Source organism: Acholeplasma hippikon (assembly GCF_900660755.1).
Lineage (GTDB): Bacteria > Bacillota_I > Bacilli_A > Acholeplasmatales > Acholeplasmataceae > Acholeplasma > Acholeplasma hippikon.
In genome coordinates, this window is record NZ_LR215050.1 from 289,032 (window position 1) to 309,957 (window position 20,926).

Genomic DNA, 20,926 nt, shown 5'->3' on the forward strand with positions numbered 1-20,926 from the left:
TTTCCTATCTTGTAGATTTTCTTTCAATGATTTCAACATCAATCACTTCATGCAATGTGTCTAATTCAACACCGCGAATTAATCGTGTAATGTTTAAGAAGGCTTGTTTTCCTAATAAATTAATTGGTTGACTGATTGTTGAGATTGGTGGATTAACCCATTCACAGAATGGTGTGTTGTCATATCCAATGATTTGCACATCTTCTGGAACGCGTCTTCCAATTTTTTGGAGTGTTGATTGAACAACAAGTGCTAATGTATCTGAGTAACAGAAGATACCATCAATATGAGGGTTAGCACGTAAGATTTGTTCAATTAACTTCGCATCAGGATTAACTAAGTCAAAGTCAAAGATTTCTGCATATAAATTATGTTTAGCAATTTCTTTTTTGAATCCTAAAGTTCTTTCGATGGTTGTCATTAAGAAAGAAGGTCCTCTAAAGACTGCTAAATTTTTAGAACCACCTTTAATTAATTTTTGTGCCGCTAATTCACCAGCTTTGACGCTATCGGCAGTAATTGAAGGAATGGTTTCATCTAAAATGTGGTCAATCGTGATGATTGGAACTTTCATTTCATCTAATTTGTTTGCATTTTGGAAATTTGAAGCAATAATAATACCTTCAATATTATATTGTTCAAAGAATTTAATATATTCAAGCTCACGTTCAGGATCATCTTGAACGTTGAAGAACATGATTTTATATCCGTTTGCTTGAGCTTGAGCCTCAATACTTTCTAAAAGTTGGCCGTAGAAATATGGTCCGATGTGAGGAACGATCACAGCGATAATTTTACTAGAACGATTTGTTAAACTTCTAGCTAACTGATTAGGAACAAATCCTAATTCTTTAATTGTTTTGTCAATAAGAACCTTTGTTTCTTCATGAACATAACCTTTTTGGTTAATGACTCTCGAAACAGTTGAAATGGATACGTTTGCTTTCTTAGCTACATCTTTAATAGTTGGTTTCATAATTGTCCCCCTGTATATAAGTCAATTTTATCATAATTAGTTTAAAAAATAAGAAAGCGAGTCTATATGAAAGCGTTTATAGATGATTTTAATTTAATAAGAATCGAATCAAATGTGTATATTTCACACATTGGAATTGAAGGATATCAACTTTACTGGTTAAAAAATGAAAATGGGAACCAATACTTTAAAACTGATAAAAATTTAGAATTACATTTAGTTGATCACATTTGGATTAATGAGGTAAGTTATCCATTATCAATTGGATTAATTACATTACAGAAATCTTTCAATCAAAAATTTAAGTATGATGGCCCTTTAGGTTATCAATATACAAAAGAAAAAACAACATTTACAGTATTTAGTCCAGTTGCAAAGGAAATTATACTTGACGTCAATGGAAGTAAATATCCTATGACATATGAAAAACCAGTCTGGACAGTAGAAGTTTCTGGCGATTTAGAATCTTTACCATATCATTATGAAATAAGATTGGTTGACGAATTTGAGACTGCAACAGATCCATATAATATTGCAAGCAATTTAACTGATTCAATTATTATAGATTTAACTAAAGTTGAAAAAGAACAATATGACTTTGTAAAATTAAAAAAATATACAGATGCTGTAATTTATGAAGGTCACATTAGAGATTTATCTTTAAATTTAGATGTTGTAAATAAAGGTACCTTTTTAGGTGTTACAGAGCATAGCGAAAAGTTAAATGGAAGCGTGCTTGAATATATAAAGAATTTAGGTATAACGCATTTACAACTTTTACCAGTATTTGATTTTTATGGGGTTGATGATATAGAAAAATCTAAAGCTTATAACTGGGGCTATAATCCAATGCAATATTTTGCAATAGATGGCTGGTTAAGTAGAAACCCCAATGATCCTTATGAAAGAATAAAAGAATTTAAAAAAGTAGTTGATGAGGCGCACAAATTAAATTTAGGTATTGTCATGGATGTTGTTTACAATCACGTTTATGAACGTGCATTATTCCCTTATGATGTCTTTGCACCAGGTTACTTTTATCGACATGACAAAAACTTCAAACAAACACACTCATGTTTCTTAGAAAACGATGTAGAAACTACAAATTATATGGTTAGAAGATTAATTTTAGACTCGTTGGAACATTTTGTAAGATTTTATAAAGTCGATGGTTTTAGATTTGACTTAATGGGATTATTAGATAATGAAACAATGAATTTAGCTTATGAACGCTTAGTTAAAATTAATCCTTCAATTATCCTTTATGGTGAAGGATGGAATATGGATACTGCCGTTACTAAGAAGTTAAGAAGCAATATGGCTAATCAAGCAACTATGAAAAAAATAGGGCACTTTAATGATTTTTATCGTAATATTTTTAAAGGCCAATTACATACAAAAGAATTAGGCTACGCTACAGGACATCAAGGACTATCTGACAAAGCAATGTTAGGGATTCTTGGTTCTCCACACATGTTTGATTCGCCAATTAAATCAATAAATTATGTGGAATGTCACGATAATTTAACTTTATTTGATACACTCTCATTTAATTATGATAAATTGGAGGTAAAACAAATATACCAAGATTTAAATAACCATTTAATCGCAATTTCACAAGGGGTTCCTTTTTACCATGCAGGACAAGAAATGTATCGTTCAAAAAATGGTGTAGAAAATTCTTATAATAGTTCAGATGAAATTAACTCAATTAAGTGGTATGATTATAAGAGCATTAGTAAGTTTAGACAAATTTTAAAAATAAGAAAGCTACATAGTGTATATCGTTTTGATAAATATGTTAAAAAAGGTATTTCAATTGAAAAGATTGAAAACTATATTTACTATGAATTACAAACAAAAGACTACACATTATCGCACTATATTAAAAATGATTTTAAAAAATCTACGCTACCTAATGATGGAAAATTAATATTTACTTCACAAAAAGTAAATAAACAAAATGGCTTTATCTACGCAGATAAACCTGGTGTTTATATTATTAAAAGAAAGAGATAAATGTATGGAAAAGTATTATATTGGCATTGATGTTGGTGGAACCAACGTAAGAATGGGATTGGTAGACGAAAAAAATAATATCTTATTTGAAGAAAAGCATAAATCTCAACCAATCGCACATAAATTAGATGAAGTAGTAAAGGATTTTGTAAATAAATATAAAAATGATTATCATATCGTAGCAATTTCTATGGGATTCCCTGGCTTAGTTGATCAAGAAACTAGAGCTGTCATTGATACGCCTAATATTAGAGCGTTAGAAGGCAATTACTTGATGAAACTAGAACAAGAATTAAATATTCCAATCATATTAGGTAATGATGTGAATTATTTATTAATGTATGATGCTGAATATTTCAATATCAATCCAAAACAATCTGTTTTAGGATTTTACCTTGGAACAGGATTTGGAAATGCGATTCGTATTAAAGATGAATTATACCAAGGAGATAATGGGGCGGCTGGAGAAATTGGGCATGTACCTCAATACTTAAATGGTATTAACTACAACGATAAACAAAGTGATTTAGAAAGTTATGTTTCTGGATTTAAATTAGTGGAAATTCATAAAAAACATTTTAATCAAACACCTTTTGAAAGATTATTTATAGATCACTTTGATTCAAAAGAAATTCAAGATTATTTACACTTGTTAGGTTTTTATATTGCAGCAGAAATTACGATTTTAGATATTGCCACCATTATTTTAGGTGGTGGTGTGATTATGAGTGAACAATTCCCTCGCGAGTATTTAGAAAAAATTGTAAAACGTAATTTACATGCAAAAGTAACTGTAGATAAATTAAAGTTCTATTATGCTGAATCACAAGCAAATTCAGGTATCTTAGGTGCTACTATTTACGCAAAAAACTATTTAAGTAAAAATCAAAAATAAAAGGGGAACTTATGAAAGTCTTACTTTATTCAAGTAATCAAAAACTTAAGAAAAAATCGGGAATTGGAAGAGCATTCTATCACCAAAGAAAGGCACTAGATTCTGCGGGAGTTTCATATACCCTTGACCCAAAAGATACATTTGATGTTGTTCATATTAACTCAGGAAGTCCAAAAGATATTAAACGCTTTAAGAAAAAAGCACCAGTTTTAGTACATGGACACTCTACGTATCAAGATTTTAGAAGAAGTTTTAGATTATGGCGCTTTATTGAACCATTCTTTGCCAAACACCTACAAAACACATATGGTATTGCTGATCTAATTGTTACACCAACAAAATACTCTAAATATTTAATTGAAAGTATGCACGTTGTGAAGGCTCCTGTGCTCGCTATTTCTAACGGTATTGATTTAGATGCATACAAACCAGATGTAAACAAAGTGAAGGCTTTTAAAGAAAGATTTAATATTAAAGAAGGCGATAAGGTCGTTATTGGTGTAGGACTTTTATTTGAGCGCAAAGGACTCCATGATTTCTTTGAAGTTGCAAGAATGATGCCTGATTATAAGTTTATTTGGTTTGGTCATCTAAACAAAATCTTACGCACGCACTTTATTAATAAGGCAATTAAGCATAGACCAAATAATGCAATTATGGCAGGATATGTTGATGGTGATGTGATTAAAGGTGCATATCAATGTGCAAATGTTATGTTCTTTCCAACTTATGAAGAAACCGAAGGTATTGTTGTCTTAGAAGCTATGGCTTCAAAAACACCAATTATTACACGTGATATACCCGTATATTACGATTGGTTACAAGACAAAACGCACGTGTTAAAAGGAAATAACAATCAGGAATTCAAATCATTAATTGAATATGTATCTCAAAATGATTTATCTGAAATGACAGATAATGCTTTTGAAGTTGTAAAAGAAAGAACGCTTGAAAAAGTTGGTCAAGAACTTAAAGGAGCATATCAACAAACAATTGAAACAAGAAAAATAAAGAAATAGACTTAAGTTTTAAGTCTATCTTTTTTTCGGAGAATCTATATGAAACAATCAACATCTAAACAAGTACTTACTATTTTTTATATTAGTTTAATCGTTAATATTTTACTAACTGTCATTAAACTAACATTTGGGTATTTATATAAATCACAATCACTTTTGAGTGATGGATTCAATTCTTTAGCAGATATTTTAGTAAGTATGGGTTTAATTTTAACGATGAAAATTGCAACAAAAGCACCGGACTTTGATCATCCCTACGGACATCAAAAGTATGAAGGAGTTACATTCTTAACTTTAGGTTTTGTCATTTTACTTACAGGTGGATTTATTGGATACGATGGACTGATGACTATTATCAATAAAACTACATCAATTCCATCAAAAGAAGCAATTATTGTAGCTAGTGCTGTCTTAATGCTTAAGTTATTTGTTGCAATTCTTAATTATAAAGGTGCTAAAAAATATAATACACCAACGTTAAAAGCAGATAGTGTCAATCATATTTCTGATGCATTTGTGACTTTATTCGTTTTAATTTCTGTTGCTCTTTATCACTTAACAGGTCTATATATTGAACATATTGTTTCACTTATCATTGGAATCTTTGTTATTAAAACAGCCTTGAGTTTATTAAAAGAAGGGTTATCATATCTTGTTGATGAGGTACCATCTGTAGAGTTTTATGACCAAGTAAGAGATGAAATACTAAAAATACCTGGTGTAATACAAATTGACATGTTAAAAATGAGAAAGCATGTAAACTATATCTATATCGATGCAGAAATTGGTGTTCATGATTATTTAAGTTTAAAAAAAGCACACGATATATCAGAAAAAGTTCATGATCATATTGAAACTACATTTGAAAATGTGCTTCACATTATGATTCATGTCAATCCAGTAAAGGAGAAAGATATGGAGTATATTAAGTTAAATAACGGGATGCTCATTCCGATGGTAGGTATGGGTACAAATACATTTGGAAAAATAGGTAACGAATTTGGTGGTGAAATTAACATGGACACCAAAGAATTACTGATGGCTTATGACAATGGGTACCGATTAATTGATACTGCAATTATGTATAGAAATGAAGCTGTAATTGGTAAATCATTAAAAGAAACAAAAATTGGCAGAGATGAAATTTTTGTAACCTCAAAGATTTCAACCAAAGGATTAGATTTTAATCATATTGAATCAATTAAAAATAAAATTGATCAATCTTTAGTTGATGTTGGATCATATATTGATATCTATCTTATCCATCACCCATCTGAAAAAAATGAAGAAAACTTAATTTTATGGAACATTTTAATTGAGTATTATAAGGAAAATAAATTTAAAGCAATAGGAGTATCAAACTTCAATGTAGAACAATTAACATATTTAATAAATCATAGCAAAGTAAAACCGATGATTAACCAGATTGAATCAAATCCAAGTCGTTGGAATCATGAAATTATTAAATTTTGTATTAAAAATGATATTGTTCCTGAGGCATGGGGACCATTAGATCCAGTTCCAAACAAGGATTTATTATTAGAAATCGGTAAAAAATATAATAAATCTTGGGCACAAGTCTTACTTAGATATCAGCTTCAACGTGGGGTTGTTGTTATACCTAAATCACACAATAACATGCGTCAACAAGAAAATATTAATATCTTCGATTTCAGATTAACTCAAGCTGATATTGATTTGATTGAAAATTAATTTGTAAATAAATGGTATTTATTATTGAAAATAATTAAACGTGATATAATAAAAAAGATGAACGTTATTTTAGGAGGAAAATATGAAATTTGAACGTATTAATAGTAACCACGTAAAGTTTACTTTTACAGTTACACCACACGAATTTGAACATGCTTTAGAACATGCATTTGATCACATCAAAGATGATGTAGAAATCAAAGGTTTTAGAAAAGGTCATGTAACAAGAAAAATTTATGAACAAAAATTTGGTGCTCAATCATTATGGGCTGAAGCTTTAAACCATGCAATTGGACACAAATTCCAAGATGCTATGTTAGTTAAGGAATTCACAATTGTTTCTGATCCATTAAATATTGATTTAGATTGGAACAGTATCTCAACTGAAAAAGACTTTGAAGTATCATTCGAAGTTGCAATCAAACCAGAAGTTACATTAGGCGCTTATAAAGGTGTTGAAGTTGCTAAAGTTGATTCAGTTGTAACAACTGATGAAGTAAAAGCAGAAATTAATTCATTATTACAAATGAACGCTGATTTAGAACCAAAAGCTGAAGGTTTAGCATTAGAAATGGGAGATACAGCAATCTTTGACTTCGAAGGATTCCAAGATGGAGTTGCATTCGAAGGTGGTAAAGCTGAAAACTTCTCACTTCAAATTGGTTCAGGTCAATTCATTCCAGGATTTGAAGAAGGAATGGTTGGTATGAATGTTGGAGAAGAAAGAGACGTTAACGTAACTTTCCCAGAACAATACCAAGCTGAAAACTTAGCGGGTAAACCAGCAGTATTTAAAGTTAAATTACATGAAATTAAAGTAACTAAAGGTGCTGAATTAAACGATGAATGGGTTAAATCATTAAATCGTGAAGGTATCTCAACTGTTGCTGAATTAGAAAAATCAATTGAAAAAGACTTACAAGAACAAAAATCAGCAAATGCTAAGAATGTGTTAACTGATTCAGTAATTAAAGCTGTAGTTGCGAATGCATCATTAGATGTTCCACAAGAAATGTTTGATGCTGAAATCGAAAACTTCAAAAAGAATGTAGAAAATCAAGCTAAACAATATCAATTAGACTTACCTACATTCTTACAATTATCTGGTTTAACAGAAGAAGCATTTGAACAACAAGCTAAAGAACAAGCAGAAAGAAGAGTAACTCAATCTTTAGTTATCGAAGCTGTTGCTAAAGCTGAAGGATTCACTGCAACTGAAGAAGAATTAGCAGCTCGTTACCAAGAATTAGCTAACTACTACAAGATGAAAGTTGAAGAAATTAAACGTTACATCAGTGATGAATTAGTTAAAAATGACATTGCATTTGAAAAAGCAGTTGACTTCTTAGTAAACAGTTCAATTCAAAAATAAGTAAGCATAAACCTCTAGATGACTCTGGAGGTTTTCTTTAAAATTAACTTCTATTCATAATATTGTGTAATTTTGTGAGAATTATTGGCACTCACGCAATTCGATTGCTAATTGACAAAAAAGATATATAATATATAATAGAAAATATCATAGAGGAAGGGATGATAAATATGGAATTACAAACAAGTTTACCTGCTGTTGTTGTTCGTGGAATTGTACCAATGCCAAACAATGATTTTAGAATTGAAGTCGGCAGAAAAGTATCCCTAAGAGCAGTTGAAGAGGCTGAAAAAAACTTTTCATCTTATGTATTAATATTAGTTCAAAAAAATCCATTAATTGAAAATCCTACAACATCTGATTTAGAAAACTATGGTGTACTTGCAAAAGTAGCAATGAAGATCAAATTACCTAACGATAATTACAAAGTTAAGTTTAATATTGTGTCTAGAATCAGAGTAAAAGAATATTTCTTAACCGACCCTTATTTCGTTGCAGATTATGAAGAAGTAGAAACTATTCCTGGAAATATTGATGAAGAACAAACATTAATTAAGATGATTGCAAATGAAATTGTCTTAAATGCTAATCAATTGTTAAACAATGCACAACAAGTATCTGAACAAGTTCAATCTGGACTATCAGCCGAAAAAGTTGCAGATATCTTAGCATGCAATTTAAGAATTAATGAAACAGATAAATATAAATATTTAGCTGAATTAAACTTAAATAAACGTTTAAAATTAATTTTAGAAGATATTTCTAAATTAAAGATGATTGCTGATCTTGAACAAAGAATTAATGATGATGTTAAAAAAGCAATTGATGAAAATCAAAAAGAATATTACTTAAGAGAAAAGATGCGCGCAATTCAAAATGAACTTGGCGATAAAGCTAAGAAAGAAGATGAAATTGATGCGCTAAGAGAAGCGATTAAAAAGGCTAAGATGCCTAAGTCAATCGAAGAAAAAGCACTTCAAGAATTAGCTAGATACCAATCAACACCTTCAGCAATGGCTGAAAGCCAAATTATCAAAACATATCTTGATTTTTTAGTTGCACTTCCTTGGAAGAAAGCAAGCAAAGACTTAAATGTCTTGCAACAAGTTCAAGAAAAGTTAGATAAAAACCATTATGGTCTTGAAAAGGTAAAAGAAAGAATTATTGAATATTTAGCAGTCAAAATTATGACTGGTAAGACACCACAAACTATCCTTTGTTTCGCTGGTCCTCCGGGGGTTGGTAAAACATCTTTAGCAATTTCAATTGCTGAAGCATTAGGAAGAAAGTTTGTTAAACAATCTCTTGGTGGTGTAAAAGATGAATCTGAAATCAGAGGTCATAGAAGAACTTATGTTGGTGCTATGCCTGGTAGAATCTTAAAAGGTATGAAAGATGCAGGAACAATTAATCCAGTCTTTCTATTAGATGAAATTGATAAGATGGCATCAGATTACAGAGGGGACCCAGCTTCAGCAATGTTAGAAGTTTTAGACCCAGAACAAAACAACAAATTCTCTGATCACTACTTAGAAGAACCATACGATCTATCTCAAGTATTGTTCATTACAACTGCAAACTACCTAGAAAACGTTCCTGCTCCATTAAGAGACAGAATGGAAATCGTTGAGTTATCAAGTTATACTGAACATGAAAAAGTTCAAATCGCTAAAAACCATTTAATCCAAAAACAATTAAAGTCACATGGATTAGATACTAATAAATTCTTGATTGATGATGAAACACTTTACTTTATCATTAGACATTACACAAGAGAATCAGGTGTACGTGAATTAAATCGTTACATTGGTTCTTTAGTCAGAAAAGCAATTAAAGATATCTTAATGGGTAAAGTTGAAAAAGTAACAATTAATAAATCAAATATTGAATCATATATTGGAAAACCAAAGTTTGTTCATAATATGATTGATGAAAAAGAACAAATTGGTGTCGTAACTGGATTGGCATATACACAATTTGGTGGTGATACATTACCAGTTGAAGTTACTTATTATAAAGGTAAAGGTCAATTAGTCTTAACTGGTAAATTAGGTGATGTAATGAAGGAATCTGCAATCACTGCATTATCTTTTGTAAAAGCACACGCATCAGATTATGGTATTGATCCAGTTATCTTTGAAAATAATGATTTCCACGTTCACGTACCAGAAGGTGCAGTCCCTAAAGATGGTCCATCTGCCGGTATAACAATGGCTACAGCAATCATGTCAGCAGCTGCTAATAAATATGTTAGAAAAGATGTTGGTATGACTGGTGAAATCACACTAAGAGGTTATGTATTACCAATTGGTGGATTAAAAGAAAAAGCAATTGCAGCTCATAGAAGCGGTTTATCAACAATTTTAATTCCTAAAGAAAATGAACGCGATATCGAAGATATTCCAGTTGAAGTAAGAAAAGAATTAAAAATTATACCAGTTGATAAAGTAAGTGACGTATTTAAAGAAGCATTAAAATAACCGAGTTAATCGGTTATTTTTTTCTTTGTAAAACTTGCGATAATGGTCAAATTAAGGTTAGGTATTTATCATCTTATGATAAAATAGAATAGCGGAGGTTTAGGTATGATTAAACAAGCAGAATATATAAAATCAGCTGTATCTGTAAGCGACCTGCCAGTCGATGACTTGCCACATATCTTATTATTAGGAAGATCAAATGTAGGTAAATCATCATTAATTAATGCAATTACAAATAGAAAAAGTTTAGCACGTGTATCAGGAACACCTGGTAAGACAATTACACTAAATTTATATTTATTAAATAATTCATTTTATTTGGTAGATGCTCCAGGTTATGGATATGCAAAAAGATCAAAAACTCAAACTCAATCATTCTTGAAAATGATTAAAGACTATATTAAATATAATGGTCACTTAAAAAAGATTTTTCAATTGGTTGATTTTAATGTTGGTCCAACTGAAGACGATTTAAATTTATATCGTGAACTTCAAAAAATAGATATCAAACTTGTTATTATTGCAACTAAATATGATAAAGTCAAATCATCATTTAGATTAAAACAAGAAAAAGAAATTAGAAGTAAATTCTTGGATGGACAATTATTATATGTGACTTCAAGTGAGTCGAAATATGGCATTGAAAAATTAGTAAACGAGGTAATTAACTTTGAAGAAGATAATCATTAGTACAGATTCAACAGCAGATTTAAGTAAAGAATTAATTGAAAAGTATGATGTTAAAACAATTCCATTACATGTAAGATTTGGTGATGAAGCTTATTTAGATGGCGTAAATATTACAACAGAAAAACTTTATGAGTTAGTAGATGAACTAGGCTATCTTCCAAAGACTCAAGCAGTTTCACCTGGTAGTTTTGAATCATTTTTTAAAGAATATTTAGATCAAGGGTATCAAATTGTACATATCTCAATTGGTTCTAAGATTTCTGCAACATATCAGTCAGCAAAACTTGCAGTTGATTTGTTAGAAACAAATGATGTGTTTGTGGTTGATTCACAAAACTTATCAAGCGGTATTGCTTTACTTGTATTAAAGGCTAGTGATTTTAGAAAACAAGGTTTAGAAGCTAAAGAAATTGCTAAAAAAGCACAAGCATTAGTTCCGAAAGTTAGAAGTCAGTTTGCAATTAAAACATTAGAGTATCTACACAAAGGTGATCGTGCAAAAGGAATCGCTGCATTTGTTGGTGGTATTCTTCAAGTAAAGCCAATTATTAAAGTTGAAAATGGAACGTTAGATGTTTACAAAAAATCAATTGGTAAGATGAGTAAAGCATTAGATATTATGATTGATGACTTATTAACATTAGGTGACAAAGTTGATAAAGACTATATCTTTATTACACACTCTATGGCATCAAATTCATTTGATTACATAAAAGAAAAATTAGAAGGTAAAATTGAAGTTAAAAACTTATATGAAGGTCATGCAGGTTGTGTTATTTCATCACATTGTGGTGCAGGGACAATCGGTATCCTTTATATCGTAAATGAATAAGGGGGATAAAATGAAAGCTAATAAGATTTCTGTTATTGGTGCTGGTAATGTTGGTGCTGCAACAGCATTTAGTTTAATGATGAATAAAGTTGCATCTGAAATTGTGATTTATGATATTGATCACAAAAAAGCAGAAGGAGAAGCACTTGATATTTATCAAGGTACATCTTTAGTTGCACCCGTATTAGTAAATGCAGGAACAATTGAAGACACTAAAGATTCTGATATTGTCATTATTACTGCAGGTGCTGCACAGAAACCAGGAGAAACAAGATTAGATTTAGTTAATAAAAATATTACAATCTATCAAAAATTAATTCCTGAAATTGTTGCACAAAATCCAAATTCAATTTTATTAGTCGTTTCAAATCCAGTAGATATTCTCACCTATATTACGTGGAAAATCTCAGGATTCCCTAAAGAAAGAGTCATTGGTTCAGGAACTGTCTTAGATACATCACGATTCAAGTCAAGTATTGCTAGAGAATTCAATATTGATGCAAGAAATGTACATGGTTACATTATTGGAGAACACGGTGATAGTGAAATTGCAGTTTATTCAAGAACCAACATTGGTGGTATTACATTTGATGAATACTACAAGAAACAAAGAATCAAAGAAAAAGGATTCAAAGAAAGAATTGCTAAAGAGGTAAAAAACGCTGCTTACGAAATTATTTCTAGAAAAGGTTATACAAACTATGCAGTTGCAGTTGCTGTAACAAGAATTTGTACTGCGATTTTAAGAGATGAAAAATCAATTTTAACCACATCATCATACTTAGATGGTCAATACCATGTAAGTGATGTGTATTTATCAACACCAACCATTATTGGTAGAAAAGGAGTGTTAGAAATCTTGGAATTTGATTTAGCAGCAGAGGAGCAATTAGCATTTGAAGAATCCGCAAATATTATTAAAAATATGATAAAGGAATCGAATTTAGAATGAAAATAGCAATTATTGGAGCATCTGGATTTGTAGGGGAAAAAATTGTTGATGAAGCACTATTAAGAGGGCATCAAGTGGAGGCAATTTATCGTAGAAATGCGATTAAAGAAAGAGCTAACTTAAATCAACATAAAATTACAATTTTTGATGAACAAATTTTTACAGACATTGTTAAATCATGTGATTTAATCATTTCTGCATACAATCCTGGTTATTATCATGTCGCACAAAAAGAAAGATTCTTAGATGCATATGAATTGATTTTTAGAGTAGCAAAATCTTTAAGCAAACGTGTCATTGCAGTCATTGGTGCAACTTCACTTATTCAATATGATGGTGAATTAGCAAGAGAAGGATTCTTCCCTAAACCATGGTTGAAGGCTTTAGAAGGCCCTGATGCTGTTTACTTTAAGTATAAAGATGATATGTCTATTCATAAAACATTTGTTTCTCCAGCAGCTGAATTAATCGATGGAGAAAGAACAGGTAAGTACCAAGTAGGTAAAGATCACTTATTATATGATGAATATAATGAATCAAGAATTTCTGTTCAAGATTTAGCTCACCCTATTTTAGATGAAGCAGAAAATCCAAAACATATAGGTACGCGATTTACAATTGCTTATTAAAAATAATTTGATATAATATTATTTGAAATGCGATGAAGTGAAGGAGTAATTAATTTTCAATTACTAGAGACAAGTCGTTTGGTGAAAGACTTGATTGGAATTAATGAAGGTAGTCATGGAGCAGCTTATACGAAATTCTTAGTAGTTTAAGCCGGGAAATCCCGTTATAGATCATGAAGGTGCGTATATATATTTATACGAACTAAGGTGGTACCGCGATACAATCGTCCTTAGACATTTTTGTCTAAGGATTTTTATTTTTAGGAGGTTTACATGCTGCCAATTTTAGAATCAAAGCGAATCGTTTTACGTCCGCCGAAAAATTCTGATTTAGTTTCATTTTATTATTACGCATCTAAACCAAATATAGGTCCACTGGCTGGATGGTATCCACATCGAAATTTAGATGATAGTAAACTCATTTTAGATCTCTTTATAAAAGAAGAGAATATATGGGCTATCACACTTAAAAATGATGATGTCATGATTGGAACCATTGGATTACATAATCGACAAGTTAATCATGTAGACGGTGAGGGTTGCGAAATTGGTTATATATTAGATGATACCTATTGGAATCAAGGATTAATGTCAGAAGCCGTCAGCGAGGTCTTAAAATACGTGTTCTTTACATTAGATTTCGACTATGTTCTTGCAAGCCATTTGGAAGGTAACATGGGTAGCAAACGAGTCTTAGAAAAGATGAAGTTTAAATTTATTAATGCTAGAAAAGATAAGTATTTAGACAATCATGAAAAAACATTTTATTATTACAAAATTACAAAAAGGGAGTATTTAGGCTATGAAACAACAACTATCTCCGAAGTATGACTTCAAAGAAGTAGAAAAAGGAAGATATCAATTCTGGTTAGATAACGAATTCTTTAAAGCCGGAAAAGATCCAAGAAAAGAACCATTTACAATTGTTATTCCACCACCAAATGTTACTGGTAAATTACATTTAGGGCATGCATGGGATACAACAATTCAAGATATTATTATTCGTCGTAAACGTATGCAAGGATATGATGCTTTATACTTACCAGGTATGGATCATGCTGGTATTGCAACGCAAGCTAAAATTGATGAAAGATTAAAGAAACAAGGCATCTCAAGATATGATTTAGGTAGAGAAAATTATCTTGTTAAAGCTTGGGAATGGAAAGAAGAATATTCTAACTTTATTAAAGATCAATGGGCTGCATTAGGGTTATCTTTAGATTATTCTAGAGAAAGATTTACATTAGATAGTCAATTAAATCAAGCGGTAAACAAAGTATTTATCGATTTATACAACAAAGGATGGATTTACCGTGGCTATCGTATTATTAACTGGGATGTTGAGGCTAAAACAGCTTTATCAAACATTGAAGTTGAATATGAAGAAACACAAGGTAAACTATATCACTTTAATTATCCATTTGTTGATGGAACAGGGCATTTAGAAATTGCGACAACACGTCCTGAAACAATGTTTGCGGACCAAGCATTAATGGTACATCCAGAAGATTCACGTTATAAAGCATTTATTGGCAAAAAAGTATTTATTCCAGGTACAAATAGAGAAATTCCAGTGATTGCAGACGATTATGTAGATATGGCATTTGGTACAGGTGTTGTTAAAGTAACACCAGCACATGACCCAAATGACTATGAAGTTGCTAAACGTCATCAATTAGAAATGCCATTATGTATGAATGAAGATGGTACGATGAACGAAATGGCTGGTAAATATCAAGGTCAAGAACGTTTTGAATGTAGAAAAAATGTAACAAATGATTTAAAAGCACTTGGCTTATGTCCACTCGTTGAAGAATATACTCACCAAGTTGGTTATTCTGAAAGAACTGGTGTTATGGTTGAACCAAGATTATCGCTTCAATGGTTTGTTGATATGAAGGGTTTATCTAAACAAACATTAGAAAATAATCAAGTTGAGTTTGTTCCAGAACGCTTTAGAAAGACTTTTGAAAACTGGATGACAAATATTCAAGACTGGACAATTTCACGTCAATTATGGTGGGGACATCGTATTCCTGCATGGTTTAAAGGTGAGGAAGTTAAAGTTCAAATTGAATGTCCAGGTGAAGGTTGGGTTCAAGATGAAGACGTATTGGATACTTGGTTCTCAAGTGCACTATGGCCATTCTCAACTTTAGGTTGGCCAAATACTGAACATCCTGATTTTAAACGTTATTACCCAACAAATGTATTAGTAACTGGATATGACATTATTTTCTTCTGGGTATCTAGAATGATGTTCCAAGGATTAGAATTCACAGGTAAAGATCCATTCAAACAAGTTTTACTTCATGGTTTAATTCGTGATAAAGAAGGAAGAAAGATGAGTAAATCACTTGGGAATGGTGTAGACCCAATGGATGTTGTTGCTAAATATGGAATTGATGCTTTAAGAAACTTTATCGTATCAAATTCAGCTCCAGGTATGGATACTCGTTATGATGAAGAAAAAATCGAAGCTTCATGGAATTTCATTAATAAACTATGGAATATTACACGTTTCTTAACAATGAATATTGAAGATGCATCAATCGAAATAAATGAAGCTGAATTAACTGTATTTGATAAATGGATTTTAACTAGACTTTCAGAAACAATTAAAGAAGCAGATAATTTCTATGAAAAATATGAATTTAATGAAGTATCGCGTGTCTTACAAAACTTCATTTGGAATGAATTTGCAAGCTGGTATTTAGAAATTTCTAAAGTAAGTTTACAAAATCCAAAACTAAATAAAAATACACAAGCTGTTTTACTTTATGTATTAAAAGATGTATTAAAATTAATGCATCCATTTATTCCATTTGTAACTGAAAAACTATTCTTAGAAATCTATGATGAAAAATCAATTATGGTTTCTTCATGGCCAGAGGCTAAGTATGATTTCAGTAATGATAAACAAGTATTTGCAGCATTTGAAGAGATTGTAACAAAAGTTAGAACATTAAGAAATGAATATAATGTTGCGCCATCTAAACCACTTGATATTATTTTAGAAACTAAATCGGATAAAGTATTAGGTGAATTAAAAGATATTGAAGCATACTTAATTAAGTTCTTAAACTCTAAATCATTACAATTTAATGAAACAAGTAACAATGACACTGTTTTATTAGCAGGAACATATGCAAATATTCATGTTGTAAAGAGTGATTTAATTGACTTAAAGGCTGAGAAAGAAGCTTTATTAAAACAAAAAGAAACTTTAGAAAAAGAAATTGCTCGTTCTGAAGGCTTATTAAATAATCAAAGTTTCATTTCAAAAGCACCAGAACAAAAGTTAGCAATCGAAAGAGAAAAATATGCTAACTATCAAAAACAATACGAAGACGTATTAGAAAAACTAAAGAAACATGTTCAATAAATTAGAAGATGCAATCAATTGGATTGTAGTTCAACAAAAATTTAGACCAAAAACAAGTCTTATACATGTAAAGAAAGCATTTGACATGCTTTCTTTAGACTTGTCACATATTAAAAAAGTACATGTAACTGGTACCAATGGTAAAGGTTCAACTTGTATGTATCTAACTAAAATCTTTGTTGACCAAGGATTGAAAGTTGGTACATTCATGTCTCCATATTTAGTAAGTTTTAATGAGCGTATTAAAGTGAATGGAGAAAATATTTCAGATGATTTGTTATTGAAACACATTAATTTAATTTATTTGGTTGCTGCAAAATATAAAGATGAAACAAAAGAAACATTATCTTTCTTTGAACTTTTAACATTGACATCGTTAAGTGTGTTTCATGAACTTAATTTAGATATCATTGTCATGGAAGTTGGCATTGGTGGCTTACTAGATGCGACAAACATTTTAAACTATGATGCTTCAGTGATTACAAATATTGGTTATGATCATATGAAAACACTAGGTAATACTTTAGAAGAAATTGGACTCAATAAATTAGGTATAGTTAAAGAACATAATCACTTATTTACAACAGTAGATAAATCATTATATGATTTATTTAATAATTATGTTAAAGATAAAAATGCAGAAATCATGATTATTAAAGAAGAAGATATAAAGATTTTATCTAACTTACCAAATATCATTGAATATAAAAATGAAACTTATGAACTATCACTGTTAGGCACCTATCAATCGAAAAATGCTGCACTAGCAATCGAAGTAGCGAAGTTCATTTTACCTGAAATTACTCATGAAAGTTTAAATCAGAGTTTAAGTTTAGTATCCTATGGTGGAAGATTAGAAAAAGTATTAGATGGTGTTTATATTGATGGTGCACATAATACGCACGCAATGAAAGAATTGATAAATACTTTACATTCTACTTTTAAAATGTATAATATTAATATACTGTTTAGTGCATTATCTGATAAAGAGCCGATAAAAATGCTTGAAATGCTTGAAGGGCATGTGAAAAGTATTACAACGACTGCTTTCCCGGATACTCGTTATGAGAGCTTAGCCTCACTTCCATTTAAATTTGAAGAAAATCCAAAAATAGCGTTAGAAAATTTAATCAAAAATAAAAGCGAACAAGACTTAGTAATCATAACAGGTAGTTTGCACTTTATTGGGTACATTAAAAAAGAAATTATTCCGTACTTGAAATAGGGTGATACCATGTTAATTAACCAAACTATGATTTATACTGAGCAACACAGTGCGAAAAAACCTAAAGGGATTGTAATAATTACTCACGGTATAGCACTTCATGCTTTATACTACAGAAAAATTGCAGAGGGTTTAAACAAAGGCGGATATTCCGTCCTTTTGTATGACGTACGCGGTCATGGAAAGAGTCAAGGTGATAGAGGTGATATCAAAACATATCAAACATTCATCGATGACTTACATTTAATCGTTGATGAAGTAAGAAAAGATAATAATCTACCTATCTATTTACTTGGACATTCTATGGGTGCTGTGATAACAAATGTTTATGCAACACAGTATGATGATTATGATGGTTCAATTTCACTTTCTGCGCCAACGATTCCTTTAAAACTTGGTGTTTTAAATATGCTTCCAATGTGGTTGGTTGGTAAGTCTAAAGTTAAAACTAATTTTAAGGATGAAAGATTAAGTCATTTCCCACCTTCAGATAATGTGGATCCATATGCCTTAAAGTACTTCACTTTTAGATTAGCTAAACAAGTAACGAAAAAAGCAGTTAGTGATACACTAAAAAAAGTCAACAACATAAAAAAACCAATACTTATTATGCATGGAACTGAAGATAAAATTGTATCTAAAGAAAATGCAGAACACTTATATGATCTTTTGCCAATAGAAGATAAGACATTAAAACTGATTCAATCAGGTTATCATAATTTAAATCATGATACTGTGACTGGAGAAGTAATTAAAGAAATCATTCATTGGTTAGACAATCAAATAGAAAAAAGCACTACTTAGTAGTGCTATTTTTTATGTTTTATGATAGAAGTTGTTGATTGAAAATACCCAAAATTAAATATAATCACGATTGCAGTAAAGATAACTACTTATTTTTCTTTTGACCAATTCGATTTTCAGTACCATTTTTTAATCTAATAAAGTTTTTCTTGTGCATATAAATGATTAATAAGCACATAAATGAAATAGCAATTAAATTAAAGAATTGTGTTTCGAATGTTTGACTAGGTGCTAATGCAACTGAAATCCACATACCAACACCAACTAAAAAAGTAGCAACAACACTTCCGATTGATACGTAGCGAGTTGCAAATGCAACAATGAAGAAGATTAGAATGCCTGATAATCCAACGATTGGATTTAATGCAATAACTGCACCAACACCAGTTGCGACTGCTTTACCGCCTTTTCCTCTTAAGAAGATAGAGAAGATGTGGCCAACACCTGCAGCGACACCATAAAAAATTACAATATCATACTGATTAATGAAATTTAAATCTGTATGTATTTGTCCTTGAAGTATATATCTAATAATAATGATAGGTAAAGCACCTTTAAATGAATCAAGTAAAAATACGGGAATACCAAATTTTTTACCTAATGTTCTTGTGACATTTGTCGATCCAACGTTCTTTGAACCATGTTCTCTAATGTCGATATTTCTAAAAACTTTAGGAATAATGTATCCCCATGGAATGGAACCTATTAAATAAGAAACGAATAAAGCGATAATTATATAAATAAATTGCATGATTTACTACCTCATGTGCAATTATAACATATTTCAATGAATTTATTCATTATCGTAAAAATCCCAAAAAATAGCACATTAATGTTGACAGTGCCAAAGTGATGTTGTACAATATAGTTGGCACAAATGATAGATGAGTGCTAAAGGTGGAATGAGGATGTTATCAAATAGACAAAAGTTAATCTTAAAAGCAATTATTGACATTCATTCGGATACTGCTGAACCAGTAGGGTCAAAGACATTAATGAATTTACCCTATTTAAACTTTTCATCAGCAACACTTCGTTATGATATGGCAATTCTTGAAGATTTAGGATACTTAGAAAAAACGCATACATCATCAGGTAGAATTCCTTCTGAAAAAGGATATCGTTACTATGTAGAAAACTTAGTAACTAGAGATTCGGAAGTTGCGAAAGTCTTTCCACTTGTTGACCAAATCTTCGAACAAAAATCATTTACGAGAGATGATGCAATTCAAGAAGCATTAAAACTCTTATCTGATTTAACAAACTATACAGCTGTGGCTGTTGGCCCAGATGTAGAACAATCAAAAATTAAGCGTATTGACTTTGTTCCTCTCGGACAAACTGAGGCAGTCATTCTGATTGTTACAGATACAGGGCATGTTCAACATCAACAAATTCGTATTAGTGGTGACATGAGTATGAATGAATTAAGAGAAGTTATTAAGACTTTAGATGAACTGCTTAAAGATCGAACAATCAGTGAGGCAATGGGCGTATTAAAAGAAGAGTATGCTCAACATGAATTGAGTCGTTTCATGGCATATCAAGCTCAATTGATAGATTCATTTGTTCAAGCATTTTCTAAATTTGCTTCAGACAAATTCTATTTATCAGGTATGACAAATGTGTTTGAACAACCCGAATTTAATAATGTAAATCACATTAAAAAGTTCATTGATATGTTGGATCGACGTGAAATTATCAAACTCATAGGTAGTGATGATGGCTTATCCATTAAATTTGCTTCAGATTTAGAAGTAATTCCAATGAATCATATGACAGTTGTTTCTGTGCCTTATGAAGTTGGAGACGGAGAAAAAGGTACAATCGCTTTACTTGGACCATCTCGAATGGCATACAAGAAAATTATTCCTCTCTTGGAATACATAGCGGCAAACCTTGCAAAGCTTTACAAAAATAATAAGGAGTGAATTA

General features: G+C 30.7%; 17 protein-coding genes and 1 other annotated feature. Of the genes, 15 read left to right on the forward strand and 2 right to left on the reverse strand.

Annotated features, from left to right (window positions below; translation table 11 throughout):
- Window positions 1-4: 4 nt before the first annotated feature.
- On the reverse strand, window positions 5-976 hold the full coding sequence (locus EXC59_RS01415; protein WP_035369674.1) for a LacI family DNA-binding transcriptional regulator: 972 nt from the start codon (window positions 974-976) through the stop codon (window positions 5-7).
- A 66-nt stretch (window positions 977-1,042) separates the two neighbouring features.
- Here EXC59_RS01415 and EXC59_RS01420 point away from each other — a divergent pair, with 66 nt between their 5' ends.
- The 14 genes from EXC59_RS01420 to EXC59_RS01485 all read left to right on the forward strand — a co-directional run bounded on the left by EXC59_RS01420 (window position 1,043) and on the right by EXC59_RS01485 (window position 18,991).
- Entirely contained in the window at window positions 1,043-2,995 is a 1,953-nt protein-coding gene (locus tag EXC59_RS01420) for an alpha-amylase family glycosyl hydrolase (protein ID WP_051659052.1), read from the forward strand.
- A 4-nt stretch (window positions 2,996-2,999) separates the two neighbouring features.
- On the forward strand, window positions 3,000-3,890 hold the full coding sequence (gene alsK / locus EXC59_RS01425; RefSeq protein WP_035369675.1) for an allose kinase: 891 nt from the start codon (window positions 3,000-3,002) through the stop codon (window positions 3,888-3,890).
- Between the two features lie 11 nt (window positions 3,891-3,901).
- On the forward strand, window positions 3,902-4,909 hold the full coding sequence (gene dgs / locus EXC59_RS01430) for a processive diacylglycerol alpha-glucosyltransferase (RefSeq protein ID WP_035369677.1): 1,008 nt from the start codon (window positions 3,902-3,904) through the stop codon (window positions 4,907-4,909).
- 39 nt (window positions 4,910-4,948) lie between these two features.
- Window positions 4,949-6,622 carry an aldo/keto reductase gene (locus EXC59_RS01435; protein ID WP_084145240.1) on the forward strand — a complete coding sequence of 558 codons (1,674 nt, stop codon included), beginning with the start codon at window positions 4,949-4,951 and terminating at the stop codon, window positions 6,620-6,622.
- Window positions 6,623-6,704: 82 nt separating this feature from the next.
- On the forward strand, window positions 6,705-7,994 hold the full coding sequence (gene tig, locus EXC59_RS01440; RefSeq protein ID WP_035369678.1) for a trigger factor: 1,290 nt from the start codon (window positions 6,705-6,707) through the stop codon (window positions 7,992-7,994).
- A 170-nt stretch (window positions 7,995-8,164) separates the two neighbouring features.
- Window positions 8,165-10,474: an endopeptidase La gene (lon, locus tag EXC59_RS01445; protein ID WP_084145242.1), complete on the forward strand. Its 2,310-nt coding sequence runs from the start codon at window positions 8,165-8,167 to the stop codon at window positions 10,472-10,474.
- A 105-nt stretch (window positions 10,475-10,579) separates the two neighbouring features.
- On the forward strand, window positions 10,580-11,164 hold the full coding sequence (yihA, locus tag EXC59_RS01450) for a ribosome biogenesis GTP-binding protein YihA/YsxC (RefSeq protein WP_035369682.1): 585 nt from the start codon (window positions 10,580-10,582) through the stop codon (window positions 11,162-11,164).
- Entirely contained in the window at window positions 11,145-11,996 is an 852-nt protein-coding gene (locus tag EXC59_RS01455) for a DegV family protein (protein WP_035369684.1), read from the forward strand. The genes yihA and EXC59_RS01455 overlap by 20 nt, the downstream gene beginning before the upstream one ends.
- Before the next feature lie 10 nt (window positions 11,997-12,006).
- Entirely contained in the window at window positions 12,007-12,948 is a 942-nt protein-coding gene (locus EXC59_RS01460; RefSeq protein ID WP_162164053.1) for an L-lactate dehydrogenase, read from the forward strand.
- Complete coding sequence (locus tag EXC59_RS01465; protein WP_035369687.1) at window positions 12,945-13,577, forward strand: NAD(P)-dependent oxidoreductase; 633 nt, start codon at window positions 12,945-12,947, stop codon at window positions 13,575-13,577. Before EXC59_RS01460 ends, EXC59_RS01465 begins: the two co-directional genes overlap by 4 nt.
- 23 nt (window positions 13,578-13,600) lie before the next feature.
- Window positions 13,601-13,812 (forward strand) — a binding site (T-box leader).
- A 38-nt stretch (window positions 13,813-13,850) separates the two neighbouring features.
- Window positions 13,851-14,408, forward strand: coding sequence for a GNAT family N-acetyltransferase (locus tag EXC59_RS01470; RefSeq protein ID WP_162164054.1), 558 nt, complete (start codon window positions 13,851-13,853; stop codon window positions 14,406-14,408).
- Entirely contained in the window at window positions 14,380-16,962 is a 2,583-nt protein-coding gene (locus EXC59_RS01475; protein ID WP_035369689.1) for a valine--tRNA ligase, read from the forward strand. The genes EXC59_RS01470 and EXC59_RS01475 overlap by 29 nt, the downstream gene beginning before the upstream one ends.
- Window positions 16,952-18,187 carry a bifunctional folylpolyglutamate synthase/dihydrofolate synthase gene (locus EXC59_RS01480; protein ID WP_035369690.1) on the forward strand — a complete coding sequence of 412 codons (1,236 nt, stop codon included), beginning with the start codon at window positions 16,952-16,954 and terminating at the stop codon, window positions 18,185-18,187. Before EXC59_RS01475 ends, EXC59_RS01480 begins: the two co-directional genes overlap by 11 nt.
- A gap of 9 nt (window positions 18,188-18,196) precedes the next feature.
- A complete protein-coding gene (locus EXC59_RS01485) occupies window positions 18,197-18,991 on the forward strand; it encodes an alpha/beta fold hydrolase (protein WP_035369692.1) in 795 nt (264 codons plus the stop codon).
- An 85-nt stretch (window positions 18,992-19,076) separates the two neighbouring features.
- Here EXC59_RS01485 and plsY read toward each other — a convergent pair whose 3' ends face one another.
- The gene (gene plsY / locus EXC59_RS01490) at window positions 19,077-19,742 is read right to left on the reverse strand and encodes a glycerol-3-phosphate 1-O-acyltransferase PlsY (RefSeq protein ID WP_035369694.1); all 666 of its coding nucleotides are present in this window, start codon (window positions 19,740-19,742) and stop codon (window positions 19,077-19,079) included.
- Between the two features lie 133 nt (window positions 19,743-19,875).
- Between plsY and hrcA the strand changes: the two genes are divergently transcribed.
- Window positions 19,876-20,922, forward strand: coding sequence for a heat-inducible transcriptional repressor HrcA (gene hrcA / locus EXC59_RS01495; RefSeq protein WP_162849166.1), 1,047 nt, complete (start codon window positions 19,876-19,878; stop codon window positions 20,920-20,922).
- Window positions 20,923-20,926: the final 4 nt, after the last annotated feature.

Excerpts from the sequence above, each read along its gene's own strand:
- EXC59_RS01475 (WP_035369689.1), top strand. The coding sequence starts at position 14,380 with ATGAAACAACAACTATCTCCGAAGTATGACTTCAAAGAAGTAGAAAAA.
- EXC59_RS01420 (WP_051659052.1), top strand. The coding sequence starts at position 1,043 with ATGAAAGCGTTTATAGATGATTTTAATTTAATAAGAATCGAATCAAAT.
- EXC59_RS01460 (WP_162164053.1), top strand. The coding sequence starts at position 12,007 with ATGAAAGCTAATAAGATTTCTGTTATTGGTGCTGGTAATGTTGGTGCT.
- EXC59_RS01415 (WP_035369674.1), bottom strand. The coding sequence starts at position 976 with ATGAAACCAACTATTAAAGATGTAGCTAAGAAAGCAAACGTATCCATT.
- yihA (WP_035369682.1), top strand. The coding sequence starts at position 10,580 with ATGATTAAACAAGCAGAATATATAAAATCAGCTGTATCTGTAAGCGAC.
- EXC59_RS01465 (WP_035369687.1), top strand. The coding sequence starts at position 12,945 with ATGAAAATAGCAATTATTGGAGCATCTGGATTTGTAGGGGAAAAAATT.
- alsK (WP_035369675.1), top strand. The coding sequence starts at position 3,000 with ATGGAAAAGTATTATATTGGCATTGATGTTGGTGGAACCAACGTAAGA.
- dgs (WP_035369677.1), top strand. The coding sequence starts at position 3,902 with ATGAAAGTCTTACTTTATTCAAGTAATCAAAAACTTAAGAAAAAATCG.
- EXC59_RS01480 (WP_035369690.1), top strand. The coding sequence starts at position 16,952 with ATGTTCAATAAATTAGAAGATGCAATCAATTGGATTGTAGTTCAACAA.
- EXC59_RS01470 (WP_162164054.1), top strand. The coding sequence starts at position 13,851 with ATGCTGCCAATTTTAGAATCAAAGCGAATCGTTTTACGTCCGCCGAAA.
- EXC59_RS01435 (WP_084145240.1), top strand. The coding sequence starts at position 4,949 with ATGAAACAATCAACATCTAAACAAGTACTTACTATTTTTTATATTAGT.
- lon (WP_084145242.1), top strand. The coding sequence starts at position 8,165 with ATGGAATTACAAACAAGTTTACCTGCTGTTGTTGTTCGTGGAATTGTA.
- plsY (WP_035369694.1), bottom strand. The coding sequence starts at position 19,742 with ATGCAATTTATTTATATAATTATCGCTTTATTCGTTTCTTATTTAATA.
- tig (WP_035369678.1), top strand. The coding sequence starts at position 6,705 with ATGAAATTTGAACGTATTAATAGTAACCACGTAAAGTTTACTTTTACA.
- EXC59_RS01485 (WP_035369692.1), top strand. The coding sequence starts at position 18,197 with ATGTTAATTAACCAAACTATGATTTATACTGAGCAACACAGTGCGAAA.
- hrcA (WP_162849166.1), top strand. The coding sequence starts at position 19,876 with ATGAGTGCTAAAGGTGGAATGAGGATGTTATCAAATAGACAAAAGTTA.